This window comes from Haemophilus sp. SZY H36 (genome assembly GCF_018829625.1).
In the GTDB taxonomy this organism is placed as follows: domain Bacteria; phylum Pseudomonadota; class Gammaproteobacteria; order Enterobacterales; family Pasteurellaceae; genus Haemophilus; species Haemophilus haemolyticus_K.
The window spans coordinates 274,975-301,714 of record NZ_JAHKKA010000002.1 but is presented as its reverse complement, the minus strand read 5'-3'; the positions used below and the strand labels follow the sequence as shown (position 1 = coordinate 301,714).

At 37.0% G+C, this 26,740-nt stretch carries 28 protein-coding genes and 1 other annotated feature; of the genes, 17 read left to right on the top strand and 11 right to left on the bottom strand.

What is annotated here, in order from left to right:
* Window positions 1-60: 60 nt before the first annotated feature.
* The 5 genes from era to grcA form a co-directional block, all read right to left on the bottom strand.
* Complete coding sequence (gene era, locus KP713_RS05240) at window positions 61-969, bottom strand: GTPase Era (RefSeq protein ID WP_139989739.1); 909 nt, start codon at window positions 967-969, stop codon at window positions 61-63.
* Complete coding sequence (rnc, locus tag KP713_RS05235; protein ID WP_215770035.1) at window positions 966-1,649, bottom strand: ribonuclease III; 684 nt, start codon at window positions 1,647-1,649, stop codon at window positions 966-968. Before rnc ends, era begins: the two co-directional genes overlap by 4 nt.
* Window position 1,650: 1 nt before the next feature.
* On the bottom strand, window positions 1,651-2,700 hold the full coding sequence (lepB, locus tag KP713_RS05230) for a signal peptidase I (protein ID WP_215770034.1): 1,050 nt from the start codon (window positions 2,698-2,700) through the stop codon (window positions 1,651-1,653).
* 8 nt (window positions 2,701-2,708) lie between these two features.
* Window positions 2,709-4,505, bottom strand: a complete 1,797-nt coding sequence (gene lepA, locus KP713_RS05225) for a translation elongation factor 4 (protein ID WP_048952814.1) — start codon at window positions 4,503-4,505, stop codon at window positions 2,709-2,711.
* A gap of 159 nt (window positions 4,506-4,664) precedes the next feature.
* Window positions 4,665-5,048: an autonomous glycyl radical cofactor GrcA gene (gene grcA, locus KP713_RS05220; protein ID WP_005628746.1), complete on the bottom strand. Its 384-nt coding sequence runs from the start codon at window positions 5,046-5,048 to the stop codon at window positions 4,665-4,667.
* 266 nt (window positions 5,049-5,314) lie between these two features.
* Here grcA and ung point away from each other — a divergent pair, with 266 nt between their 5' ends.
* On the top strand, window positions 5,315-5,974 hold the full coding sequence (gene ung, locus KP713_RS05215; RefSeq protein WP_215770033.1) for a uracil-DNA glycosylase: 660 nt from the start codon (window positions 5,315-5,317) through the stop codon (window positions 5,972-5,974).
* 14 nt (window positions 5,975-5,988) lie between these two features.
* On the opposite strand, the gene priC is transcribed toward ung, so the two are convergent.
* Window positions 5,989-6,567: a primosomal replication protein PriC gene (gene priC / locus KP713_RS05210; protein WP_215770032.1), complete on the bottom strand. Its 579-nt coding sequence runs from the start codon at window positions 6,565-6,567 to the stop codon at window positions 5,989-5,991.
* Between the two features lie 29 nt (window positions 6,568-6,596).
* A complete protein-coding gene (locus KP713_RS05205) occupies window positions 6,597-7,949 on the bottom strand; it encodes a Na+/H+ antiporter family protein (protein ID WP_215770031.1) in 1,353 nt (450 codons plus the stop codon).
* Window positions 7,950-8,052: 103 nt separating this feature from the next.
* Window positions 8,053-8,174, bottom strand: a sequence feature (His leader region).
* A gap of 117 nt (window positions 8,175-8,291) precedes the next feature.
* On the opposite strand from KP713_RS05205, the gene KP713_RS05200 reads away from it, so the two are divergent.
* The 6 genes from KP713_RS05200 to KP713_RS05175 all read left to right on the top strand — a co-directional run bounded on the left by KP713_RS05200 (window position 8,292) and on the right by KP713_RS05175 (window position 13,069).
* Window positions 8,292-8,447, top strand: a complete 156-nt coding sequence (locus tag KP713_RS05200; protein ID WP_215770030.1) for a hypothetical protein — start codon at window positions 8,292-8,294, stop codon at window positions 8,445-8,447.
* 117 nt (window positions 8,448-8,564) lie between these two features.
* A complete protein-coding gene (locus KP713_RS05195; protein WP_215770127.1) occupies window positions 8,565-9,518 on the top strand; it encodes an ABC transporter permease in 954 nt (317 codons plus the stop codon).
* Window positions 9,511-10,470, top strand: a complete 960-nt coding sequence (locus KP713_RS05190) for an iron chelate uptake ABC transporter family permease subunit (protein WP_215770029.1) — start codon at window positions 9,511-9,513, stop codon at window positions 10,468-10,470. Before KP713_RS05195 ends, KP713_RS05190 begins: the two co-directional genes overlap by 8 nt.
* Window positions 10,461-11,222 carry an iron ABC transporter ATP-binding protein gene (locus KP713_RS05185; RefSeq protein ID WP_140581621.1) on the top strand — a complete coding sequence of 254 codons (762 nt, stop codon included), beginning with the start codon at window positions 10,461-10,463 and terminating at the stop codon, window positions 11,220-11,222. The genes KP713_RS05190 and KP713_RS05185 overlap by 10 nt, the downstream gene beginning before the upstream one ends.
* Before the next feature lie 10 nt (window positions 11,223-11,232).
* Window positions 11,233-12,141 (top strand): siderophore ABC transporter substrate-binding protein, encoded by a 909-nt coding sequence (locus KP713_RS05180; protein ID WP_215770028.1) that lies wholly within the window; start codon window positions 11,233-11,235, stop codon window positions 12,139-12,141.
* Between the two features lie 46 nt (window positions 12,142-12,187).
* Complete coding sequence (locus KP713_RS05175; RefSeq protein WP_502793471.1) at window positions 12,188-13,069, top strand: alpha/beta hydrolase; 882 nt, start codon at window positions 12,188-12,190, stop codon at window positions 13,067-13,069.
* 68 nt (window positions 13,070-13,137) lie between these two features.
* Here KP713_RS05175 and KP713_RS05170 read toward each other — a convergent pair whose 3' ends face one another.
* Window positions 13,138-13,425 (bottom strand): YfcZ/YiiS family protein, encoded by a 288-nt coding sequence (locus tag KP713_RS05170; RefSeq protein WP_215770027.1) that lies wholly within the window; start codon window positions 13,423-13,425, stop codon window positions 13,138-13,140.
* Between the two features lie 129 nt (window positions 13,426-13,554).
* On the opposite strand from KP713_RS05170, the gene KP713_RS05165 reads away from it, so the two are divergent.
* From KP713_RS05165 to tsf, 5 genes are all read left to right on the top strand, one after another.
* Entirely contained in the window at window positions 13,555-14,922 is a 1,368-nt protein-coding gene (locus KP713_RS05165; RefSeq protein WP_502793470.1) for a porin, read from the top strand.
* A 77-nt stretch (window positions 14,923-14,999) separates the two neighbouring features.
* A complete protein-coding gene (locus tag KP713_RS05160; protein WP_215770025.1) occupies window positions 15,000-15,539 on the top strand; it encodes a methylated-DNA--[protein]-cysteine S-methyltransferase in 540 nt (179 codons plus the stop codon).
* Window positions 15,536-16,201 (top strand): DNA mismatch repair endonuclease MutH, encoded by a 666-nt coding sequence (gene mutH, locus KP713_RS05155; RefSeq protein ID WP_215770024.1) that lies wholly within the window; start codon window positions 15,536-15,538, stop codon window positions 16,199-16,201. Before KP713_RS05160 ends, mutH begins: the two co-directional genes overlap by 4 nt.
* A gap of 199 nt (window positions 16,202-16,400) precedes the next feature.
* Window positions 16,401-17,123: a 30S ribosomal protein S2 gene (rpsB, locus tag KP713_RS05150; protein WP_215770023.1), complete on the top strand. Its 723-nt coding sequence runs from the start codon at window positions 16,401-16,403 to the stop codon at window positions 17,121-17,123.
* Between the two features lie 133 nt (window positions 17,124-17,256).
* Window positions 17,257-18,108: a translation elongation factor Ts gene (gene tsf, locus KP713_RS05145; RefSeq protein ID WP_215770022.1), complete on the top strand. Its 852-nt coding sequence runs from the start codon at window positions 17,257-17,259 to the stop codon at window positions 18,106-18,108.
* Between the two features lie 227 nt (window positions 18,109-18,335).
* Here tsf and KP713_RS05140 read toward each other — a convergent pair whose 3' ends face one another.
* Window positions 18,336-19,904 carry a phosphoethanolamine transferase gene (locus tag KP713_RS05140; protein ID WP_215770021.1) on the bottom strand — a complete coding sequence of 523 codons (1,569 nt, stop codon included), beginning with the start codon at window positions 19,902-19,904 and terminating at the stop codon, window positions 18,336-18,338.
* Window positions 19,905-20,119: 215 nt separating this feature from the next.
* Between KP713_RS05140 and pyrH the strand changes: the two genes are divergently transcribed.
* The 5 genes from pyrH to KP713_RS05115 all read left to right on the top strand — a co-directional run bounded on the left by pyrH (window position 20,120) and on the right by KP713_RS05115 (window position 24,927).
* A complete protein-coding gene (gene pyrH, locus KP713_RS05135; RefSeq protein WP_048952828.1) occupies window positions 20,120-20,833 on the top strand; it encodes a UMP kinase in 714 nt (237 codons plus the stop codon).
* A 211-nt stretch (window positions 20,834-21,044) separates the two neighbouring features.
* Window positions 21,045-21,992, top strand: coding sequence for an acetyl-CoA carboxylase carboxyl transferase subunit alpha (accA, locus tag KP713_RS05130; protein ID WP_139989760.1), 948 nt, complete (start codon window positions 21,045-21,047; stop codon window positions 21,990-21,992).
* A 73-nt stretch (window positions 21,993-22,065) separates the two neighbouring features.
* On the top strand, window positions 22,066-22,932 hold the full coding sequence (pdxY, locus tag KP713_RS05125; protein ID WP_215770020.1) for a pyridoxal kinase: 867 nt from the start codon (window positions 22,066-22,068) through the stop codon (window positions 22,930-22,932).
* Window positions 22,932-24,230, top strand: a complete 1,299-nt coding sequence (tilS, locus tag KP713_RS05120; protein ID WP_215770019.1) for a tRNA lysidine(34) synthetase TilS — start codon at window positions 22,932-22,934, stop codon at window positions 24,228-24,230. Before pdxY ends, tilS begins: the two co-directional genes overlap by 1 nt.
* Before the next feature lie 79 nt (window positions 24,231-24,309).
* The gene (locus KP713_RS05115; RefSeq protein WP_048952831.1) at window positions 24,310-24,927 is read left to right on the top strand and encodes a MarC family protein; all 618 of its coding nucleotides are present in this window, start codon (window positions 24,310-24,312) and stop codon (window positions 24,925-24,927) included.
* Between the two features lie 66 nt (window positions 24,928-24,993).
* Here the strand turns inward: KP713_RS05115 and znuB are convergent, their stop codons facing one another.
* Entirely contained in the window at window positions 24,994-25,779 is a 786-nt protein-coding gene (znuB, locus tag KP713_RS05110) for a zinc ABC transporter permease subunit ZnuB (RefSeq protein ID WP_048952832.1), read from the bottom strand.
* A complete protein-coding gene (gene znuC / locus KP713_RS05105; RefSeq protein ID WP_215770018.1) occupies window positions 25,779-26,585 on the bottom strand; it encodes a zinc ABC transporter ATP-binding protein ZnuC in 807 nt (268 codons plus the stop codon). Before znuC ends, znuB begins: the two co-directional genes overlap by 1 nt.
* Between the last annotated feature and the right edge of the window lie 155 nt (window positions 26,586-26,740).

The following is a 26,740-nucleotide window of genomic DNA, read 5'->3' as shown; positions in this document are numbered from 1 at the left end:
AAAAATCGCATTATGCTTAGCATAATGCGATTTTAAGAATATCAGAAATATCACCGCACTTTATTCATCCATATATCCTAAACTACGCAGTGCACGTTCATCGTCAGCCCAACCTGATTTTACTTTCACCCAAAGTTCAAGATGGACTTTGTTATCAAATAAACGTTCCATATCAGCGCGTGCCTCCATACCAATAGTTTTAATTTTTTGACCGCCCGCACCAATCACCATTTTTTTCTGGCCTTCACGTTCAACGAGAATTAAGCCATTTATTTCATAAGTGCCACGTTCATTCACTTTGAATTGTTCGATTTCAACAGTCACAGAATAAGGCAATTCTTCACCGGTAAAACGCATTAATTTTTCACGGATTATTTCCGATGCCATAAAACGTTGCGAACGATCTGTGACATAATCTTCTGGAAAATGATGCACACCTTCGCGTAAAGATTGGCGTACAATTTTCTCTAATTCATGAACATTATTACCACGCTGTGCAGAAACTGGCACAATGTGAGCAAAATTAAATTTACCGCTAAGTTCCGTAATAAACGGCAATAAATCATCTTTATTTTTGATGTTATCTACTTTGTTAATAGCTAACACAACTGGTGATTTTGCATTGCGTAATTTGTTTAGCACCATCTCATCATCTGCATTCCAGTGTGTGCCATCCACGACAAAAATAATTAAATCAACATCGCCGATAGCACTACTTGCTGCGCGGTTCATTAAACGGTTAATCGCACGTTTCTCTTCAATATGAAGTCCCGGCGTATCCACATAGATTTCTTGATATGCCCCTTCAGTTTTAATCCCAACAATACGGTGACGCGTGGTTTGTGCTTTACGCGATGTAATTGAAATTTTTTGTCCTAAAATTTTATTTAAGAGAGTTGATTTACCCACATTTGGGCGACCTACGATAGCAATAAAGCCGCAATAGGTTTTGTCGAATTGTTCGGTCATTTGATGTCCAGTTCTTTTAAAATTTGTTCTGCTGCTGCTTGTTCAGCTTTACGACGGCTAGATCCTTTTGCCACAAAAGTGCGGTCAATTTTATCCGCACTTTTCACTTTGCATTCAACAGTGAAAATTTGGCAATGGGCTTCGCCTTGAATACTAACCACTTCATAAGTTGGCAATGGTAGATGTTTACCTTGTAAATATTCTTGTAAACGAGTTTTCGCATCTTTTTGGTTATCGCCCGGTTTAATTTCAGCTAATAATTGTTGATACCAATTTCGAATCACTTGGGTTGCCATAGCCAATCCTTGATCCAAAGACATTGCGCCAATAATCGCTTCTACACAATCGGCAAGAATAGATTCTCGGCGAAAACCACCGCTCTTTAGCTCACCAGAACCAAGAGACATATAATCGCCCAATTCAAATTGACGCGCTAAAATCGCTAAAGTAGGTTCTCTCACCAAAGTAGCACGCATACGGCTCAGTTCGCCTTCATTACAACGTGGAAACTGATGATAAAGCGCCTCTGCGATAGTGAAATTAAGAATAGAATCGCCTAGAAATTCTAGGCGTTCATTATGTTGAGCCGCCGCACTTCGATGCGTAAGTGCCTGCTTTAAAAGCGCAATATCATTAAAACGATAGCCGATTTTACGCTCAAGTCGATCTAAATGATTCATCTTATTTTATTGCTGTAAAGAAACGATCAAAACGGAAACCTGTTGGCCACTCATTCGCTTCTTTTTCTAAGCTCATCCAAATATAAGTGGCTTTACCCACAATATTTTTTTCAGGCACAAAGCCCCAGAAACGGCTATCATCGCTGTGATCGCGGTGATCACCCATCACAAAATACTGCCCTTCTGGCACAAGCCATTCAGCAGTTTGCATACCTTCTTGTGGGAAAAACTCAGGACCTGAATAACGACGATATTCGCTAATTAACACATTGTGTGTCACATCACCTTTTTCAGTCAATTCTAATTCATTTGGAAAAGCGGGATTTGTTGGATTTTGTGTATATTCAAACGCCTTGGTTTCGCAATCAATTTCACAAGGTTTGCCTTCTTTGCCATATACCACTTTTAGCGTTTTTTGTTCCGGATCAAAAATGACGCGATCTCCGCCCTTTCCAACAATACGCTTAATATAATCGACACCAGACATATTATCTTTTGAGCTTAGCGCTAAATTTTCTGCAAAAGCAGCTCGAGTTGCACCTAGGCCCGTACGAATTAAAGCTTGTTCAGGTGCCTTGAATACAATAACATCCCCACGTTGAGGTTTATTTCCAGCAATAATTGTATTTTGGAAAATAGGATCTTTGATGCCATAAGTATATTTGTTTACGATTAAAAAATCGCCCACTCGTAGGGTTGACTCCATTGAGCCAGAAGGAATTTGAAATGGTTCAAATAAAAAAGAACGCACTAAGAATACGACAGAAAGTACTGGAAAAAGAGATGATAAAAATTCAGAAGCCTCAGAGATCGGTTCAATTTTTGCTTTTTCTTCATCTGTTAATGCCTGACCTGAACGCTGTTCAGCACGTGCGATTTTACGATTCCGTTTTGGTGTTGCCACAAAATAATGGTAGCACCATAAGACCCCTGAAAGTGCGGTCAAAATTAGCAGTACAATACTGAATGTGTTTGGTAATTGGAAATAATCCAATAATTTCCATACTCCAAAACCAACAGCTAGTAAAATCACAAAAAATAAATTTGACATAATTTTCCCTATTTATCTTTTCCTACATGTAAAATTGCTAAAAACGCTTCTTGTGGTACTTCTACATTACCTAAAGATTTCATACGTTTTTTACCTTCTTTCTGTTTCTGTAAGAGTTTTTTCTTACGGCTCACGTCTCCACCATAACATTTTGCTAATACGTTCTTACGTAATTGTTTTACCGTAGAACGAGCAATAATGTGGTTTCCAATCGCTGCTTGAATAGCAATATCAAATTGCTGACGAGGAATTAACTCACGCATTTTTTCAACCAATTCACGACCACGATATTGTGAATTATCTTTATGAACGATTAAAGCCAAAGCATCTACTCGTTCGCTGTTAATCATAATATCCACGCGAACCATATCTGCAGCTTGGAAACGTTTGAAACCGTAATCTAACGAAGCATAACCACGCGATGTTGATTTTAAACGGTCAAAGAAGTCTAGAACAACTTCGCCCATTGGAATTTCATAAGTCAGCGCAATCTGATTACCGTGATATACCATATTAGTTTGCACGCCACGTTTTTCTACGCAAAGAGTAATGACGTTACCTAAATATTCTTGTGGCACTAACATATTACATTCTGCAATCGGTTCACGGATTTCAGCAATATTATTAAGTGGAGGCAGTTTCGATGGACTATCGACGTAAACAACATCACCATTCGTTAATTGCACTTCATAAATTACCGTTGGTGCAGTAGTGATAAGATCTAAATCATACTCACGCTCTAGACGCTCTTGAATGATTTCCATATGTAAAAGGCCAAGGAAACCACAGCGGAAACCAAAACCAAGTGCGGTAGAATTTTCTGGCTCATAGAAAAGTGAGGCATCATTTAAACTTAATTTGCCGAGGGCATCGCGAAACGCCTCATAATCATCAGAACTTACGGGAAAAAGTCCAGCATAAACCTGCGGTTTTACTTTTTTAAAGCCTGGTAAAACTTCAGTTGCTGGATTATGTTGAAGCGTTAAAGTATCCCCAACTGGCGCACCTAAAATATCTTTAATCGCACAAACTACCCAACCAACTTCACCGCATTCTAAAACGGCAGTATCTTCTTGTTTTGGTGTAAAAATCCCTAAACGGTCTACATTGTAAGTTTGTCCTGTAGACATCACTTTAATTTTATCGCCTTTACGTAATACCCCGTTTTTAATGCGAACTAAAGATACCACACCCAAATAGTTATCGAACCAAGAATCAATAATCAATGCTTGTAATGGCGCATTAGGATCGCCTTCCGGTGCTGGAATTTTTGCAACGATTTCTTCTAATACATCTTCGATACCTACCCCCGTTTTAGCTGAGCATCGAACCGCTTCCATCGCATCAATTCCCACGATATCTTCAATTTCTTCCGCTACGCGTTCAGGATCTGCCGCAGGCAAGTCGATTTTGTTTAAAATCGGTACCACTTCTAAATCCATTTCGATTGCGGTATAACAGTTTGCCAAGGTTTGTGCTTCTACACCTTGTCCTGCATCCACGACTAACAATGCCCCTTCACAAGCAGCAAGAGAGCGAGACACTTCATAGGAAAAGTCCACGTGTCCCGGTGTATCGATAAAGTTTAATTGATAAGTTTCGCCATCTTTGGCTTTATAATTTAAGGTAACACTTTGTGCTTTGATGGTAATTCCACGCTCACGCTCAAGATCCATAGAATCTAGCACTTGCGCTTCCATTTCGCGATCCGAAAGACCACCACAAGTTTGAATCAAACGGTCAGAAAGCGTTGATTTACCGTGGTCAATATGGGCAATAATAGAAAAGTTGCGAATATTCTTCATAAAAGATAGTTTTTCTCAAAAAAATCAATAAATTTAACTGGCGGATTGTACCTGAAAAGCATGGAAATCGCTAGGGATGAAAGGGAAAAGTGCGGTCAAATTTTAGATAAAACAAAACCCCGAATAACTTCAGGGTTTCTTTTTTCATTCAAACTGAAATTATAGGCTTTCAGTAAAAGTACGAGTAATAACGTCGCGTTGTTGTTCTGGCGTTAAAGAGTTGAAACGTACTGCGTAACCAGAAACACGAATAGTTAATTGTGGATATTTATCAGGGTTATTTACCGCATCTTCTAAAGTTTCACGACGTAATACGTTTACGTTTAAATGTTGGCCACCTTCAACTTTAACAGTTGGTGCTACGTTTACTGGTAATTCACGGTATTCGATTTGACCTAATTCGCTCACTGCAACAACTTGGTCTTCAGCAAATTCGCCTTTTGCACATAAGCAACGCGCTTCATTTTTTTCGCTGTCTAATAACCAGAATGAATTAAGCAAATTATCATTTGCCGCTTGAGTAATTTGAATACCTTTAATCATAATAGCCTCCTAATTGGCATTGAATAATCATAAAAACTGTATAAATTTTATCAAATAATTTGAAGGTTTCAAATTATTTTAGATTTTTTTGATAAAGAACAGGTTATCTTTTTAGGATAATTTTAAAAACTTGATCTAAATTAAGTTTTGGTCATTTCTATAGCGGTTTATCTAAAACTGTTTAACATTAATTTAACTTTTAAGCTTTTTATTGCCTTAATTTTTTTGTTTATAATAAGAACAAAATTATTAATAGGATCACAATAATGAAAACCTGGACAGATGTTATCGGAAAAGAAAAAGAACAACCTTACTTTCAATATGCGCTACAACAGGTTCATCTTGCAAGAGCAAGCGGGAAAACGATTTATCCCCCACAAGAAGATGTATTTAATGCATTTAAATATACCGCTTTTGAAGATGTGAAAGTAGTGATTTTAGGTCAGGATCCCTACCATGGTCCAAACCAAGCTCATGGATTGGCTTTTTCGGTAAAACCTGAAGTAGCCATCCCCCCTTCCTTATTAAATATGTATAAAGAACTCACACAAGATATTTCTGGATTTCAAATGCCATCTCATGGTTATTTAGTCAAATGGGCAGAACAAGGGGTATTGTTGCTCAACACTGTGCTTACCGTGGAGCGTGGCATGGCACATTCACATGCTAATTTCGGCTGGGAAACGTTTACTGATCGTGTTATTGCGGCGCTTAATGAACATCGTGAAAAACTCGTATTTTTACTTTGGGGAAGTTACGCACAAAAAAAAGGGCAAATTATTGACCGCACTCGTCACCTTGTTTTAACAGCTCCGCATCCTTCCCCGTTGTCAGCACATCGAGGTTTCTTTGGCTGTCATCATTTTTCTAAAACGAATACATATTTAGAAGAAAATGGGATAAATCCCATTGATTGGCAGATTTAATATAATAATCGCTATTATAAAGTATGGTTTTCTTGTTCTTCTTTGAATGCTAAATATTCTTCTAATAGCTCTATCGCATCTTGGCATTTTTGATAGCGTTGCTTATAACGTTCTGCAAGCTGTGTATGGCGAATCGCATCACCGTGAAGGGGAGATATTCGTACTAAATCACATTGTTCCTGGTAAAGTTTATTTAGTTTTTCTAATGCTTCATAATATTTTTCTAGACGTTCTCTTGGCGGTAACCTGTGAATGTTATGTTGTGGACTTTTAACGGGCGCGAATGTAGCTGATGAGGATTGAGTATTTAACGTATTTTTTTTGCGTGCTAATGCTTCTGAAAGCACCGTACACTGAGCCACTAAACGTTCTGCTAGATAGGCATAGTGAGTGGGAATGTCCGATTCTAACATTTTAATCTTATCAAGCGTTTGGTTTAGCTCAGTTAGATAAAAACCGACAGTTTGCCCGTGCTCACTAAATAAAGAGCGGTCAAATCTAGCAAAGATTTTTTCTTCACGTTGAGGTAAATAATCTTGATAAAGGTGCTGGACTTTTTGTTCCAGACGTTGAATAAGTAATTGAATCGTCATAAAAATCCCCCAAAGGGGGATTATAATCGCTAAAGATACATGGCTGCAATCCAGCCAAACACTAATAATGGAATATTATAGTGAATAAAGGTTGGAACAACAGAATCCCAAATATGATCGTGTTTGCCATCCATATTTAATCCTGATGTTGGACCCAATGTTGAATCAGAAGCAGGGGAGCCCGCATCTCCTAAGGCGGCAGCAACACCTACAATGGCTACAGTTGCTAATGGAGAAAAACCGAAAGATAAACAAAGTGGCACATAAATAGAAGTAATAATCGGCACTGTAGAGAATGACGACCCAATTCCCATGGTAATTAATAACCCGACTAGTAACATTAGAAACGCCGCTAACCCTTTGCTCTGTACCGCACCATTACTTAAACCTTGAACCAAATCCGTGACGCCTGTTGTTGCATTAATGACATTCGCAAAACCAGATGCGGCAATCATCACAAAGCCGATCATCGCCATTAAATGTAACCCTTTTTGAAAAATATCATTACTTTCTTTAAGTTTAAAAATACCAAATACAGCAAAAATAATTAACCCGACTAGCCCACCAATAATAGTTGAACTTGTCATTAATTGCGTGGTAAATGTGGCTATAATCGCAATGATACTGGCAATAATTTGTCTTGATTTAATGTTTTCAATGTGAGCTTCAATTTCTTTTGTAGTGGGTTCTTCAATAGTAACATCATATTCACGTGGCTTACGATAACTAATAAATACAGCAATAAACAGGCCTAAAATCATACCGCTTACAGGCAAGAGCATCGCAAGAGAAACTTGTGCAACATCAGTATGTAATCCGAGAGCTTCCCCCGCTTGATTAATATTTTTTACTAAAATACTTTCAATAAAAATTTTACCGAAACCAACGGGAAGTAACATATAAGTAGCGGTTAACCCAAAGGTGAGTACACAAGCGATAGCACGGCGATCGATTTTTAAACGATTAAAAATAGAAAGTAGTGGCGGCACAACAATAGGAATAAAGGCAATATGTACGGGAAGAAGATTTTGCGATGAAATGGCAAATAAGGCGAGTACCCCAAAAATAAAATATTTAAACCATACTAAGTTGTTAGAAGTAGGCGTTTTATTCATTTTGGTAATAATTTTATAAGCAATTAAATCAGTGATACCCGATTTAGAAATCGCAATAGCAAACGCGCCAAGCATCGCATAATTCATCGCCACCTCAGCACCACCACCTAGGCCTCCAGTGAAGGTTTCAATAGTTTTACTTAAACTTAGATCACCGCAAAGCCCAGCTGTGAGAGAGGCAATCACAAGAGCAATAATTACATTAATACGCAGTAAGCTAAGAGTGAGCAAAACAATGATCGAAATAACAACAGGATTTGATAACATTTTGTTTTTCCTTATAAATTAAATAGTGAATACTGTACTGTAAAAATTTGATGTGTTGAATAAATAATGATGTTGCATAGTATAATCTCCTTTTATCACCATAAAATAAAACCCCTCGAAAGTTGCCTTCCGAGGGGTAACATTTAGATTATCCTGTCAGCTCGGAAGAAATCTTCCAAGCACACCAAAAACCTGAAAGATTATTCAGTTAAATGGTGATGATGGTGACGACGGATAATAAACATATTAAATCTCCAAATAGATATTAGTCGCCAAGTTACTGGAAAAATAAGGAGAATGCAACAAGTTTTTATATTTTTTATAGAATAGCTATGTGAGGTTATGATACGTCAGCTACAACCGACAGAGCAGGTTTATCAGTTGGATCGATTATTTAATCAACTAAATAGTGTTGAAAGGGATAAATTAATTTCGTTAATTGAACAAATAATCGAATGTAAAAATAGTGGAAAAAACTACCGCACTTTTATTGAGTAAAGTGATGTATTATTTTCATGCTCTGGAAAGATAAACTACACACGTATTTAATTTAAATTTCTTTTAATCATTCAATATGCTATTCTCTTATAATCAATAATTATTCTCATTATAATGATGTTTAAACGGCGATATTGGATTTTTCTGCTTATTTTGCTTTCGGTTATTTCACTTTTTCTTGGGGTAAGTTCCGTCACTATGAGGGGCTTATTCAATTTGGAAGATAGTCAATGGCAAATATTTCTAGATAGTCGAGTGCCTCGTTTAGTAAGTATTTTGATTGCTGGTGCTTCTTTAAGTATTTGTGGGTTGGTGATGCAGCAATTAAGCAGAAACCGCTTCGTTTCTCCCACAACTGCAGGCACAATGGATAGTGCGCGTCTTGGCATTTTATTGGCCATTCTCTTTTTTCCAGGTGCATCAATGCTTTTAAAAACAGCTATTGCTGTGCTTATTTCTTTTATTGGATCGCTGTTATTTATGAGCATTCTTTCCCGTTTAAAGTTTAAAGATACTATTTTTGTGCCATTGGTGGGAATGATGTTTGGCAATGTGATCAGTTCAATCACCGCATTTATTGCATATCAACAAGATTTATTGCAAAACCTTTCTGGTTGGCTTCAAGGGGACTTTTCACTAGTGATGAGCGGGCGCTATGAATTGCTTTATTTTAGCCTGCCGATGCTGATTATTTCTTATTTATTTGCACAGCGTTTTTCGATTGTAGGAATGGGAAAAGATTTCGCTACTAATCTTGGGCTAAATTATAACCAAGTGCTTTATATAGGTTTACTTATTGTATCGACAGTTTCATCGATTATTATTGTTTCTGTTGGGGTAATTCCTTTTCTGGGTCTTATCGTTCCAAATTTAGTTACACTATATTTAGGTGATAATCTCAAAAAAATTCTTTCTCACACCGCACTTTTAGGTGCCGTTTTTGTATTGTTTTGCGATATTTTGGGGCGTTGTTTGATTTATCCTTATGAAATTTCTATTAATGCAGTGGTTGGCGTGATAGGGAGCGGTATTTTCTTGTATTTTTTATTGAAAAGGTACCGTTATGCGTAAATCATCCTTACTTCGTATTGCGATTTTAGGCATATTAGCACTTGTCAGTATTGTATTATTTCTTGGGTATCATTTACCAAATCGTTGGCAATATGCTTTAAATAATCGGGCATTAACGATATCTGCGATTGTGATAACCGGCATTGCTATTGCCCTTGCGACGATGCTATTTCAAACAGTGGTGAATAATCGTATTCTCACACCAAGTATTTTAGGGCTAGATTCATTGTATTTACTGATTCAAACTGGAATTTTATTTTTATTTGGTTCAAAGACATTGTTGTCTATCAATCCTTTTGTCCTATTTCTTATGAGTACAGGTGTAATGATTGGTTTTATGTTTGTGCTTTATCATTTCTTATTTAAAAGAGAATCACAAAATATTTTCTTTTTATTGCTCGTTGGTATTGTTTTTGGCACTTTTTTCGGTAGCTTAACCACCTTTATGGAGGTGTTGATTGATCCAAATGAGTTTCAAATTTCGCAAGATTTTGGTTTTGCGAGTTTTAATCGGATTAATACTAAGATTCTTTGGCTGGCGTTAGCGATGTTAGTGGCGGTGATTTTATATAGCCTACGTTACTGGAAGTATCTTGATGTGTTGGCACTAGGGCGAGAACAGGCACTGAGTCTGGGTGTGGATTATCAACATATGGTTAAAAAATTGTTGATTATTGTAGCTATTTTAACATCTGTCTCGACCGCCCTTGTCGGCCCCTTAGTTTTTTTAGGGCTTCTTGTGATGAATATTACCTTTGAATTCATGCAGGATTATCGCCATAAACTCTTGATTCCTGCCGCGATGTTACTTGCTGTATTTACGTTAGTTTGTGGGCAATTTTTATTGACACAAGTCTTTACATTTAGCACGCCGCTAAGCGTTATCATTAATTTTGTAGGCGGATTATATTTTCTTTCTTTGTTATTAAGAGCAAATAAAAAATGGCAATAGAAATTAAGCATATTTGTAAATCTTATGGCGAAAAAAAAGTGGTGGATGATGTTTCACTCGTGATCCCAACAGGAAAAATCACTTCATTTATTGGGCCAAATGGGGCGGGGAAAAGTACCGTACTGGGTATTATCAGCCGCTTATTAACAGCTGATAGTGGCGAAGTCTATTTGAATCATTTGCCATTAAAAGAACAAAAAAACAGTGATATTGCGCGCAAAATGGCGATATTAAAACAATCGAATCACGTTAATCTACGAATTACGGTGGAAGAATTAGTGGCATTTGGTCGTTTTCCTTACTCGAAAGGAAACCTAACAGAAATTGACCGCACTTTTATTGATAATGCCATTAAATATATGAACTTAGATGATATTCGTGAGCAATATATTGAAAACCTGAGTGGGGGACAACGACAACGGGCTTATATTGCCATGACACTAGCACAAGATACTGATTATATTTTGCTTGATGAACCACTGAATAATTTAGATATGAAACATTCGGTACAAATTATGCAAGTATTGAGAAAGCTTGTGACGGAACTGAACAAAACAGTGGTCATTGTGATTCATGATATTAATTTCGCCTCTTGCTATTCTGATTATATGGTTGCGATGAAGCGAGGGAAGCTTGTCGCTCAAGGCTCCGTAGATGAGATAATGCAATCAGAGGTGTTGCTGAATATTTATGATATGGAAATTCCAATTCAAGAAATTAACCAACAAAAAATTGCCGTGTATTTTAAATAGGAGCTCCTTTATGAAAACATTAAAAAAATTAACCGCACTTAGCTTTGTTTTGTTTGCTTCTACGATGGCAAATGCGCAGGATATTATTGTTAAAAATGCAGCAGGAGAGCAAACCGTGCCGCAAAATCCACAAAAAGTAGTGGTGTTAGATTTTGGTGTGGCTGATACCCTACGAGCATTAGGAGAAACTGATAAAATAGTGGGTTTCCCTAAAGCAGGACATATTCCAACATATTTAGATGAGTTTAAACAAGATAAATTTAAAGATGTTGGTTCATTACCTGAGCCAGCATTTGAGTCGATTAATGAACTGAATCCTGATCTGATTATTGCCGCACCGCGTCAACAAAAATTATTGGATAAATTGAAAGAAATTGCGCCCGTGTTCTATGTGGAAAATGATTACTCGAATTATTATCCAAGCTTCCAAGAAAATGTTACTGCATTAGGTAAAATCTTTAGTAAAGAAGCACTAGCAAAAGCAAAATTAGATGCATTAGATGCTAAAGTGTCACAAGTCGCGAATGAGACGAAAGGAAAGACTGCCTTACTTGTGTTAGTGAATGAAAGTAAAATTAGTACCTTTGGTGATAATTCACGTTATAGTATGGTTTTCCAGAAATTTGGTTTTAAACCTGCTGATCCCAATATTAAATCATCGACACATGGTATGAGTGTTGGATTTGAATATCTTTTAGAAAAAAATCCAGATTATTTGCTTGTGGTAGATCGTACGGCAGCGGTGACAGATAAAGTCAATAATGCACAAAAGGTATTAGATAATGCCATTGTTCAACAGACTAATGCTTATAAAAATAAGCACATCATATATTTAGATGCAGCGAATTGGTATTTAGCGTTTGGTGGACTAGAATCAATGGAAGTGATTGCCGCAGAACTTGAGAAAGCCATAAAATAATTTTGACTATATCATCGGCCGTAGTAATACGGTCGATATTTTAATAATGAAACGAATCTTCTTAACTCTTTTGACATGTATTGGTGCGTTATTGAGTGTTTTTTATACGCCCATGATTCTTGCTACTCCTGATTTTATAATTCCTAAAATTAACGAAAATATGAATACACTTTATAAGATTCATCAAAAAGACCTTCTTTTTGAAAGTAAGCCATATCGTTTATTTATTGCGGAACCTAAGGCTAACAATAAACCATTATCAGTGCTTTATATGCTTGATGGTAATGCACAATTTCCCATTGCGGTTAATACGGTGGATCCTACTCAAGAGTTACCGCTTATTGTCGGAATTGGTTATGTGTCAGAGAATGCCTATGCCATAGCGGAACGTCAACGGGATTACACTTTTCCTGTGAATGGGGAGGATTTTAAAAATGGTGGAGGGGCTTCAGATTTTCTGCGTTTTATCCAAACCCAAGTTAAACCAGAAATTGAACAGCAATACCATATTAATCCAGAGAAACAGTTTTTCTTCGGGCATTCATTTGGTGGCCTATTCGGTTTATATGTATTATTTCACCAACCTGATTTATTTCAATATTATACATTAGCAAGTCCATCACTTTGGTGGGGAAATGGTTCATTTTTACCACAAACAATGCCTTGGATTAAATTAAGTCCTAAGCATATATTGATCACTTTAGGTGAGTATGAAGAATATCCTGAGCGAGATCCCAAGCTTACATCAGAACAACTTCAACGTATTGAACAACGTAAGAAAATGCGACCATTTAATGCGCCAAAATTGGCAGAGAAATTAGTACAGCAGGGTTATCCTGTGATATTTCGATGGATTTCTCATAAAAATCATGGGGATTCAATTGAGGATGCAATAAAACAAATGATGGAAGATTTACAATCAAAATAGGAAGAGGAAATTAACCGCACTTAAAAAAGTGCGGTTAATTTTTTGAGTATTTAGTGTGTTATTAAATACTAACGATTCGCCAGTTCAAAAATCATTGCCTCTGCTTGGCAACTAAAAGTGAAAGAGGCATTTAATTGAACGCCGTTTTCAAGTGCCACGATTTCGCTTTTAATTTCGCAAGGATCACTTTCTGTGTCGCGAGCTTTCTTTGTTAATCGTTCAAGGGCTGCATAGGCATCAGTTTCAGTACTATAAAATTGATGTACTTCTACAGTGCAGTCAGAACCATCAATAATTGTGCCCACATCAACGCAGCTACAGGTTAAGGATTCTTCTGCTTTACATTTTACGGTCATTTTCTTTTCCCTATATGAATTTTCGCACATTTTATCATTTTTCTCATGAATGACAAAAATTGAACAAAATAGCCTATTTAATGCAAAAAGTTCCCGATAACTGGTCGGAACTCTAATAAAAACAAGGAAATGGATTTGCACTCAATAGATTCGGGTTTTAGAATCGCCCAGATTTTTATTTATAACAAAGGTTTCCAAATGAAAAAATTTAATCAATCTGTCTTAGCAACCGCAATGTTATTCGCTGCTGGTGGGGCAAGTGCGGCAGCGTTTCAATTATCTGAAGTATCGACTTCTGGTTTAGGTCGTGCTTATGCCGGTGAAGCAGCAATTGCTGATAATGCTGCAGTAGTTGCAACTAACCCTGCATTAATGAGTTTATTCAAAACTAATCAATTTTCTGTGGGTGGCGTTTATGTTGATTCTAAGATTAATATGAGTGGTAATACCGGTATTACTGCGTTAGGTAGAAATGTGGGCGCTCGTTTACCAAGCACTTCAACTAATCTTCATCAAAAAAATGTAGTTCCAGGTTCTCTTGTACCAAATATGTATTTTGTTGCACCGGTTAATGACAAAGTAGCGATTGGTGCAGGCATGAATGTGAATTTTGGTTTGAAAAGTGAGTATGATAACAAATATAACGGCGGTGTGTTTGGCGGCACAACAGATTTAACGGCGTTAAATTTAAACCTAAGCGGTTCTTATCGTATTACTGAAGGATTTAGTGCTGGTTTAGGCTTGAATGCGATTTATGCTCAAGCAAAAATTGAACGTAGAGCTGGTGTACTTGCGAATTTTATGCCAGTAAAAGAGGATACTATTTTAACCCAATTACAAGACAAAGCTGCTTGGGCTTTTGCTTGGAATGCTGGTGTAATGTATCAATTTAATGAAAATCACCGAATTGGTTTAGCTTACCATTCTAAAGTAGATGTTGACTTTACAGATCATACAGCAACTAGTTTACAAGCTCATCGTATTGGCCAAGAAGGTGGTTTAAAGCTTAATTTACCTGATTACTTAGAGTTTTCAGGATTCCACCAATTAACTGAAAAATTTGCAATGCACTACAGTTATAAATATTCTCATTGGAGTCGTTTGAAAAACTTATATGCAAGCTATCATTCAGATGGAAGAGAAGCATTCCATAAGAAAATGTATTATAGAAATAGCTCACGTATTGCATTAGGTGGAACTTATAACGTAGATGATAAATTAACTTTACGCGCAGGTATTGCTTATGATCAAGCTGCAGCAACTGAACATGCTAGTGCGGCAATTCCTGATACAGATCGTACTTGGTATAGCGTAGGTGCTACATATAAATTTACTCCAAATCTTTCAGTTGATTTAGGCTATGCTTATTTGAAAGGTAAAAAAGTTCATTTCAAAGAAGAGCAACGTATTAGTAATGGTGCGGTGGTTGTTACAGGCAATTACAGCTCTAAAGCAAGTGCTAACCTTTACGGTTTAAACTTAAATTATAGTTTCTAATCCGTTAAAAAATTTAGCATAATAAAGCACACTTCCAATCGAGGTGTGCTTTTCTTTTTTATAAAACAAGGCGAAAAATGACCGCACTTTATTACACTTATTACCCCTCGCCAGTCGGGCGGCTTTTGGTTTTATCTGATGGAGAAAGTATTACTCATGTTGATTTTGAAAAAGAGCAATATGAGCCTAATCCCAAATGGCTCAAGCAAGATGAATTGCCTATTTTTCAAAAAGTGCGGTTGGCTTTTGAACGATATTTTAATGGCGAAGTTGAGTATTTTTCAGACATTCCCTTAAAACCAGAAGGCACAGCGTTTCAACAAGCCATTTGGCAAGCCTTGCGCGAAATTGATTATGGCGAACTTTCAAGTTATGGTGAGCTGGCGTTAAGGATTAATAATCCTAAAGCTGTTCGTGCCGTGGGAGGTGCTGTAGGGAGTAATCCGATTAGTATTATTATTCCTTGTCACCGCATTTTAGGCAAAGATCGTACTTTAACTGGTTTTGGTGGTGGCTTAGAGGCAAAACGTTTTTTATTACAGTTAGAGAAAATTCCTTATATTGATAAAGGCACTGAAAATACTAAACCTCGCTTTTTTAAGAAATATCACGAATGATTCCACAAAACCTTGAACAATTGCTTTCCCAAGCGCAATCAATTGCTGGCTTAACTTTTGGGGAGTTAGCTGATGAACTGCATATTCCTGTCCCGCCAGATTTAAAACGTGATAAAGGCTGGGTGGGGATGTTATTAGAGCGCGCTTTAGGCGCAACGGCAGGGAGTAAAGCTGAACAGGATTTTTCTCATTTAGGTGTTGAACTTAAAACATTGCCGATTAATGCGGAGGGTTATCCTCTTGAAACCACCTTTGTGAGCCTTGCCCCATTGGTTCAAAATTCAGGGGTTAAATGGGAAAATTCCCACGTTCGTCATAAACTTTCTTGTGTACTTTGGATGCCTATTGAAGGCAGTCGCCATATTCCATTGCGTGAACGCCATATCGGCGCGCCAATTTTATGGAAGCCAACCGCTGAGCAAGAACGTCAATTAAAACAAGATTGGGAAGAATTGATGGATTTAATTGTACTTGGCAAATTGGATCAAATTACTGCTCGAATTGGCGAGGTTATGCAACTTCGTCCTAAGGGGGCAAATAGTCGGTCGATAACGAAAGGAATTGGACGAAATGGTGAAGTGATAGAAACTTTACCTTTAGGATTTTATTTAAGAAAATCATTCACAGCGGGTATTTTAAGCGATTTTTTATTAAATCATTAGGCTTACTAAAGTCGCCTAAATGCCAAAATTAACTAGCATTATACTGTGCTTTATGATATAAATCGCACCGCTGTTTTTGCCTTTCAAAAGCAGCTTTTTAATTACTAACAACACACACATATCAACAAGGCTTAATCGGGGTGCCAAACGGTCGATTAGCTGATATGTGGAGGCTCAACCCCAACAAAAGGAAAATATTATGGCACAAGTTTCAATGCGCGATATGATCAACGCGGGCGTACACTTCGGACACCAAACTCGTTACTGGAATCCACAAATGAAACCTTTCATTTTTGGTGCGCGTAACGGTGTTCACATCATCAATCTTGAAAAAACTTTACCTTTATTCAACGAAGCTTTAGCGGAATTAACTCGCATTGCTAGCAACAACGGTAAAGTATTATTCGTTGGTACAAAACGTGCAGCGTCTGAAGCAGTTCAAGCAGCAGCATTAGATTGTCAGCAATATTACGTAAACCACCGTTGGTTAGGTGGTATGTTGACTAACTGGAAAACCGTTCGTCAATCAATTAAACGTTTAAAAGATTTAGAAACCCAATCTCAAGACGGTACTTTTGATAAATTAACCAAAAAAGAAGCGTTAATGCGTAGCCGTGAGATGGAAAAACTTGAATTAAGCCTTGGCGGTATCAAAGATATGGGCGGCTTACCAGATGCATTATTTGTTATCGGTGCAGACCACGAACATATCGCAGTTAAAGAAGCAAACAACCTAGGTATTCCTGTATTTGCTATCGTTGATACTAACTCAACTCCAGCTGGCGTAGATTTCGTTATCCCAGGTAACGATGATGCGACTCGTGCTATCCAACTTTACGTTTCTGCAGCTGCAGCAGCGGTTAAAGAAGGTCGTGGTAACGAAACTCAAGTTGCTGAAGAATTAGCAGCTGACGCAGAATAATTTAAGTTTTGCAATAAGGCGAAGCCCTTAATAATCAAACGATTAATTGGCATAGGGGCTAAAATTTAGCCCCTATATTTTTATCTAAAAGTGCGGTCAAAATAAACCGCATTTTCGACAGAGGATTTTAAAAATGGCTGAAATCACAGCATCATTAGTAAAAGAACTTCGTGAACGTACCGGCGCAGGTATGATGGAATGTAAAAAAGCATTAGTTGAAGCAAACGGTGATATTGAGTTAGCAATCGACAACATGCGTAAATCTGGTCAAGCTAAAGCAGCTAAAAAAGCAGGCCGTGTTGCAGCTGAAGGTGTTATCCTTGCTCGCGTAGAAAATGGTTTCGGTGTATTAGTTGAAATGAACTGTGAAACTGACTTCGTAGCAAAAGATGCTGGCTTCTTAGGTTTAGCAAACGAAGTAGCTGATTTCGCAGCAGCAAACAAAGGTACAACTATCGAAGCATTACAAGCACAATTCGAAGAAAAACGTGCTGCATTAGTCGCTAAAATCGGTGAGAACATGAATATTCGTCGTGTTGCTTACTTAGATGGTCAAGTAATTGCTCAATACTTACACGGCGCGAAAATCGGTGTATTAGTTGCGGGTGAAGGTTCAGCTGAAGAACTTAAAAAAGTAGCAATGCACGTTGCAGCATCTAAACCAGAATTCGTAAATCCAGAAGATGTATCAGCAGAAGTAGTGGAACACGAACGCCAAATCCAAATCGACATCGCTGTTAACTCTGGCAAACCAAAAGAAATCGCAGAGAAAATGGTTGAAGGTCGTATGAAGAAATTTACTGGTGAAGTTTCATTAACTGGCCAACCATTCGTCATGGATCCTTCTGTATCTGTAGGCGACTTCTTAAAATCAGTAAACACTTCTGTTTCTAACTTCATCCGTTTAGAAGTTGGTGAGGGTATCGAGAAAAAAGAAGAAGATTTTGCAGCTGAAGTAGCAAAAATTACTGGCGGTAATGCATAATTTATTTCCATATTGCATGTTGAAAAAGCGGACATTATGTCCGCTTTTTTTATATAGAGAAAAAGGTTATAAAAGTTATTCTTATTTGTTCTCATAAGCGAGTTTTGTATTTTTAGTAAAGAAAAATCCTCTTGAGAGGAAAGTTTTTATGTCCATCCAGTCAAAAGGATTTAAGTATATAGATATTTTATGTATAAATATCATCGAAATTATGCATGGTATTGATATTACTGAGCGTTAATGTTTGGGCGAATATCTATTGCTGGGTCATCATCTTTCCGATATTTCTCGTTAATTCGTTTTTGTAAACCAAAATCATCCTTATCGCTTTCATTAGAAAATAAGTCTTCCTCATGATTCAATTTTGGATTTTTAATTCCTACCCAATGTGCAATGCCTTCGAGGAAATTTAGTCCAGATTTAAAAACCTTGTATTCTTTACGTTCAGTGTCGTCAGAAGATACTTTAAACAATGGAATATTGTGATGTTCACGGCTGAAACAATTTTGGTTGAACAACAAAATATTTTGTTTTTCATCTTGTTGGTGGCATAACCCATGATCAGAGAAATAAACCATAGAGAAGGTGCGGTGATTTTTTAGATTGTTTTCTTTAAGTTGCTCATATACGCGTTTTAAAAATTCATCAGTTTTTTTAATTGAGGAAATATAACAATTTAAGTAGCCATATTTAGGCGCGATCTTATTATCATCAAAGATTTTTGGATAATCCTCTACACGATCGCATGCTAATGGGTGTGAGCCATAGATATGGAGTACGATAAAACGTTTTCCCTGAATAGGGTTTTCTAGCACTTTGGCAAATTTTGGTAATAAATCAAAATCGCTGAAGTTGGTTGAATTAAAGCTTCCCCCTTTTTTTAAAAATATCGTTTCATCTGCTTTTGAGGCCAGTGATGAAACAGGGGTATCGAATTCTCCTAACATACCTTGATTTGAAAGCCAGTATGTTTTAATTCCTGCTGATTTTACTAAATCAATAAGACTTAAATTATAATTTGGTTCCCATTTTTCCTTGTTTGGTAAGGTTAGCATGAGACGAAGTGATGAGACGGTATTGGTTCCGGCAGAACGAAAACCATCAATTAATATGCCTTTTGAATTTGACATAAAGGGAGTATTTTCAATTGGATACCCATAAGCATGATGATAATCTTTACGGGCACTTTCACCTAATACAATGACGTAATCATCATAAGGAGAATTTTCCAAAGTAGATTTTCCCCAATCATCTGATTGAGACATTTTTTTGAGTTTCTGCACCTCATCGAGAATTTTGACAGTGGAATCAACGGTTTCTTTTAATGGGGATGAAATAGGTAAATGATAAGCAAAGAGTAAGGTAGTAAAAACGATAAAGGTTTTATTTTGATAAAATTTTATGTCAAATTTGACCGCACTTTTATATTGCACAAAGATAAGAATAGGAATAGAAAAAGCAATTAAATAGCTACTTATAGGAATCTGTAAGAGAAATTCTTTAGTTTCTAACATATCTGTTGCAAAAAGAGAGGCGATATATTGATAACTTGGTGCACCAAAGTTTAACCCCGTAGGCGTATAAATTGCATGAAGTAATGAAAGAGGAAGTAAAATAAAATAGAATGTTTTTTTACTGCTACTAAGTAAAATAATGACCGCTGCCGTCAGTAAAATGAGCGTCAAATTTGGCTGGTTAAACATGCCAGAACCAATCAAAATAAAATAGCCCGCAAGCAATGCGCAAATGAGTATAAAAAGTGCGGGAAAAACTAGCCATGTTTTTTTAGTGTTCATAATTACCTTCTGTTAAAAGAAAAGTGTAGGGGTTGTTGATATATCAAAACTATTTGTATTGGTTGCTTGAAATAGCCCTATCGTAAATATTTTAGATTAGACTTATGTGCCCAATATTATCCACCTTTTACACATAAATTCCATCTTAAACTTCTTCACTCTTGCTAGGTTATTTTATAAAATAAGCCGATTTTTAAAGCCAAAAGGAAAAAATAATGAGCCAACCAATTTACAAACGTATTTTATTAAAATTAAGTGGTGAAGCATTACAAGGGGAAGAAGGTTTTGGTATTGATCCATCAATTCTTGATCGTATGGCATTAGAGATTAAAGAGCTTGTAGAAATGGGGGTTGAAGTCGGTGTTGTCCTTGGTGGCGGAAATTTATTCCGTGGCGCGAAATTAGCAAAAGCCGGAATGAATCGCGTTGTAGGCGATCATATGGGAATGCTTGCTACTGTAATGAATGGTTTAGCAATGCGTGATTCGTTATTTCGTGCGGATGTAAATGCGAAATTAATGTCTGCATTTCAGTTAAATGGAATTTGCGATACTTACAATTGGTCTGAGGCGATCAAAATGTTACGTGAGAAACGAGTTGTGATTTTCTCAGCAGGGACAGGAAGCCCATTCTTTACAACCGATTCTGCAGCTTGTTTACGTGGTATTGAAATTGAAGCAGACGTGGTATTAAAAGCAACAAAAGTCGATGGGGTTTATGATTGTGATCCAGCAAAAAATGCTGATGCAAAACTTTATAAGCAACTAAGTTATGCAGAGGTTATTGATAAGGAATTACAAGTGATGGATTTAGCCGCATTTACACTTGCACGAGATCATCATATGCCGATTCGAGTGTTCAATATGGGAAAACCTGGTGCATTACGTCGTGTTGTAATGGGAACGGAAGAAGGAACAATCATTTCTTAATCATTTAAAAAGATAGAATATAGCTTCATATAAAAATGGTATATGCGTATAAGCAATACCATTTTTGCTTTTTAAGGTGTGGTTATAGATCTGTTTTTTTCCTATTATTTTCTTCGCTACTTATCTCCCCCAACCAGTGAAAACCATTTGCGCCATACTTTAATTCTTGATAAAGTGCGGTCGATTTTTACGGTCTTTTTAGGATAAGAAAATGAGCCAAGAATATTTAGATTTTGAATTGCCGATTGCTGAATTAGAAGCAAAAATTGAAGCATTACGTGCAGCATCAGATGATAAAGTTGATTTAACTGATGAAATCAAACGCTTACAAAAGAAAAGTAACGAACTCACTAAAAAAACCTTTGCTAACCTCGATGCTTGGCAAGTTTCACGTATGGCGCGTCATCCAAACCGCCCTTATACATTAGATTATATCGAACATATTTTTACTGAATTTGAAGAACTTGCAGGCGATCGCGCATTTGCTAATGATAAAGCGATTGTTGGTGGCTTGGCTCGTTTAGATGGTCGCCCAGTGATGGTGATTGGTCATCAAAAAGGTCGTTCCGTAAAAGAAAAAGTACAACGAAATTTTGGTATGCCAGCACCTGAAGGTTATCGTAAAGCGTTACGTTTAATGGAAATGGCCGAACGCTTCAAATTACCGATTATCACATTTATTGATACACCGGGAGCTTATCCGGGTATCGGCGCAGAAGAACGTGGTCAAGCGGAAGCTATCGCCCGTAACTTACGCGAAATGGCACAGCTTACCGTTCCTGTTATTTGTACCGTTATCGGTGAAGGCGGTTCTGGCGGCGCACTAGCTATTGGCGTGGGCGATAAAGTGAATATGTTACAGTATTCGACCTATTCTGTTATTTCTCCAGAAGGCTGTGCTTCTATTCTTTGGAAAAGTGCAGAAAAAGCATCAACCGCAGCTGAAGTAATGGGATTAACCGCAAGCCGTTTAAAAGAACTAAATCTTATCGATAACATTGTGCAAGAACCTTTGGGCGGCGCACATCGCAATTATGCGAAAATGGCTGAAAACTTAAAACTTCGTTTAAAAGAAGATTTAGCAGAGCTCGATGGACTAAGCAAAGAAGAATTATTAAATCGACGTTATGAACGTTTAATGTCTTACGGTTATTGCTAGCTGACATTCTAAAAGAGCGGTGATTTTTGCCGCTCTTTTTTGATCTAAATATAACAATAAAGGAGCAAACATAATGAAAAACGTACTTTCGATCCAATCCCATGTGGTCTATGGTTTTGCGGGTAACAAATCCGCGACTTTTCCAATGCAGTTGCTAGGCGTAGATGTATGGGCATTAAATACCGTTCAATTTTCTAATCACACCCAATACGGAAAATGGACAGGCATGGTTATTCCGCAAGAACAAATTCGAGAAATAGTGACCGGACTCGATAACATTGAAAAACTACAAGAATGTGATGCCTTGTTATCGGGTTACTTAGGTTCTGCAGAACAAGTCGATCAAATTCTTTTTGCCTTAGAACAAATCAAACTGCGTAATCCAAATGCGCTTTATTTATGTGACCCAGTGATGCCACATCCGAAAAAAATCTGCGTAGTTGCCAATGGTGTTCGTGAAGCACTTATTGAAAAAGCTATCCCAGTCGCGGATATCATGACGCCAAACTTACATGAATTGCGCCAACTGACTGAATTCCCAGTTAATACCTTTGACGATGTATTAAAAGCGGTGAATGCGTTGATTTCAAAAGGCGTGAAGAAAGTTCTCGTTAAACATTTAGGTAGTGCGGGTAAAATCAAGGATCCTGATACATTTGAAATTATTATGGCAACCACTGAGGGTGTTTGGCATTTAAGCCGTCCGCTTTATCAATTCAACTTTGAACCAGTGGGCGTGGGCGATTTAATTGCGGGTACATTCTTAGCAAATTTACTCAATGGAAAATCTGATGTAGAAGCCTTTGAAGCGATGAATAACGAAGTAGCAGGCGTAATGAAAACTACCTTTGAACTAGGTTCTTACGAATTACAAACCATTGCTGCGCGTTTTGAAATTCTCAATCCAAGCAGCAATTATAAAGCTGAAAAAGTTGCCTAATGGACTTACTTTCAGACATTGAAAAACAACTCAAACAAACCTCTGCTCAAGGATTTCTTATTGCCTTGAGTGGTGGTTTAGATTCCACTGTACTTCTTTCTTTATTTGCAAAACTTCGTCAAAAACGACCGCACTTACAACCTTTATCTATACGAGCAATCCACATTCATCACGGATTAAGCCCAAACGCCGATAATTGGGCTAAGCACTGCCAAAACTTATGCGATCAATTTCAAATTCCATTGATTATCGAGCGAGTACAAGTAGATAAAACCAATGGCATTGAGGCTGGTGCTCGTGAAGCACGCTATCAATCCATAAAAAAACATCTTCAAACACAAGAAATGCTGGTTACAGCGCATCATCTAAACGATCAAATAGAAACATTTTTCTTAGCGCTGAAACGTGGCAGCGGGCTACAAGGCTTAGGTGCTATGCAACAACAAAGTGTATTATTCGGCATGCCAATTTTACGCCCTTTGTTAGACTTTACTCGTCCACAGTTAGAAGATTATGCCCAAAAAGAAAAACTCAACTGGATTACAGATGAAAGTAATGAGGATAATCGATACGATCGTAATTTCTTGCGCAATGAAATTTTGCCAGAATTACGTGAGCGCTGGGCTCATTTTGATTTAGCCGTACAACGTTCTGCTCAACATTGTTTTGAACAACAACAGCTAATTAATGATTTATTGAGCGAAATTTTTGCAGAACATTGTCAAATTAAAAACCAATTTAAACTGCTCCAATTTCGCCAATATTCACCAGCAAAACAGACCGCACTTTTGCGTATGTGGCTTGCAGAAAACCAACTTGAAATGCCAAGTAAACGCCAGCTTACACAACTTATTAATGATGTTATTTTAGCAAGGGAAGATGCGAATCCTCAGTTTCAGCTTGTAAATAAAGTCATTCGACGTTATAAGGACAGTTTATATTTAACTAAGCCGTTTTCTGATCTAACCAAATACATCCTAAAATTAGAACAAAACACGCTAAGTTTACCCGATGATTTAGGCAATCTCACTGTTCAAGAAAATGAACGTAATCTGATTTTTTACTGGCAGAATTACTCTGTTATGCTAGACAAAACGGACTTACCTATTTCTATCCGCTTTGGCTATTCAGGTAAAGTTAAACATCATCCGAAACGCCCAAGAGAAGATATAAAAAAAATCTGGCAATCACTTGATATTCCCCCTTGGCAGAGAAATCGAATTCCACTTATTTTTTATGGTGATGAATTAAAAAGTGCGGTAGGTTTTTTCTGTGTTTTTAAATCAAATGAAAAATGATAGAAAACCAACCGCACTTCATGTCATTTCTTTGCTAGAATCAGAAACTATGGTTTTTAGTGATAAATAAGGAACGTAAATGTTTGATTCTCTTGTTGTTCAGTTTGTCGTGTTATGGGCTGTGATTGATCCTATCGGTTCGATTCCTGTTTATCTTTCGAAAACGATTGGTTTTTCATTAGATGAACGTAGGAAAATTGCGCGTAATGCGGTGATTATTTCAGCCGGTATTTTGCTTTTCTTTTTGATTGGTGGACAAATTCTTTTTGAAGCGATGAAGGTGCCTTTACCTGCATTCCAAATTGCGGGTGGTTTAGTGCTTTTTTTATTTGCTTTAAGTATGATTTTTGGTGAAAGTAAGCCAGAACAAGAAATAAAGATGAAGGTGAATATTACGGAAATTGCGGTTTATCCTCTTGCGGTTCCGTCTATTGCCTCTCCTGGTGCAATGATGGCCATTGTACTTTTAACAGATAACCATCGTTTTAATTTTACAGAACAATTTATTACGGCGGGAATTATGTTAGCGGTGTTATTAATCACTTATTTATTATTACTTGGTGCAAATCGCATTCAACATTTTATTGGTAATGCCGGGGCTGCAATTATTAGTCGTGTGATGGGATTAATTTTAGCGACAGTTGCTGTGAATAATGTGTTAATTGGTTTAAAAGATTTTTTTGTACAAATAGCATAGTTAGCAATTTTCTTTCATAATTTTAGGACAGACACCGAATTTGGTGTCTGTCTTTTTTATTATGTTTTATAAGCGTTCTTTTTTAATCAAGGATAATACAAATAAAAATGCAGAACATATTACAACAGAAGGACCTGCTGCAGTATCGTAAAATACCGAGAGTATTAAACCACCGATAATGGAAAGCATACTGATTATGGTGGCATAACACACCATTGATTCAGGGGTTCGTGCAAAACGACGCGCAGTAGCGGCAGGGATAATCAAGAGTGATGTAATGATTAATGCGCCAACAAATTTCATACTAAGTGCGATTGTAAGAGCGGTTAAAATCATTAAAACAAAGCGCATTTTTTTTATATTGATACCTTCTACTTGGGCAAGTTCAGGTGATACGGTTGTAGAAAGTAAGTCATGCCAAAAATATACTAAGGCCGCCAGTACAATGATAACACCTATACCAATATAAATAAGATCGGTATAGTTAATTGCTAGTAAATCACCAAATAAATAACTCATTAAATCAACACGAACATTTTTTAATAATCCTACCGTTACTACCCCAAGAGATAAACAGCTGTGAGCAATAATTCCAAGTAATGTATCAATAGAAAATTGTGTGTTGCTTTCTAACCATACCATTGCAATGGCGAGAATGAGGGTAAGTATAATGATTGCGATATAGGGATTTACTTGAAAGAAAATACCTAAGGCCACGCCAAATAATGCGGAGTGAGATAGCGTATCACCAAAGTAAGCCATTTTCCGCCATACCACGAAAACACCGAGTGGGGCAGTAATAAGTGAAAGTAAAATGCCTGTTAGAAAAGCGGGAAATAAAATTTCAAACATTATTTATCCTTATTTTGACAATGCACAGCTGGTGAATTACAACCGCACACATCCCCGTGTAATGTGTGATGATGATTGTGATGATGGGTATAAAAGCCGACATTTTGTGCGAGCTGATTTCCCCATAAACGCATAAATGTTGGATCATTTGAGAGAACATCGGGTGTACCTGCACAGCAAATATGTTGGTTAATACACAATACTTCTTTACTATCCGCCATCACAATGTGTAAATCGTGTGATACCATCAATACGGCACAATTTAATTTTTGTTGGGTCTGATGAATTAGCTGATAAAGCTCTGCTTGACCAGTAATGTCTACACCTTGGGTGGGTTCGTCTAGTACAAGTAAATTCGGTTTATTTAAAATTGCACGTGCTAATAATACGCGTTGCATTTCACCACCAGAAAGTTTTTGCATATTACTTTTGCGTAAATGTGAAATCGAAAGTTGTTCAAGTGTGGTGGAAATTTCTTGTGTTTTAAGATCTCTTTTTAGCGAAAGAAATCGCTCAACCGTAATAGGCAAACTATGATCCAAATGAATTTTTTGTGGCACATAGCCAATGCGAACATTTTTACTGTAAATTACTTCACCGGAAGTGGGTGTCTGTAGTTTTAACAAAGTTTTTAATAACGTTGATTTACCACCACCATTTGGCCCAACAATAGTGATAATAGAATTTGGATAGATATTTAAATTGATATTTTGTAATGCTGTTTTTTGTGAAAAAACGACACTAATGTTTTTTAGCTGAATTAATGGGGGTAAATCAGGTTGACTGTGAATAGCTGTTATATTCATAAAATCGCCGCGCTTTTGAGATTAGCTGGTCAAAATAGCGCATTTTGATCGATTCCTCAAGAACTTATGCTTTATGATGAATATTTAGGCGTTTAATTGAGACTTTTTCAGGTAAAATGAATTTTCTTTTTAATTTGCAGTCTGAGTGCTGAAAA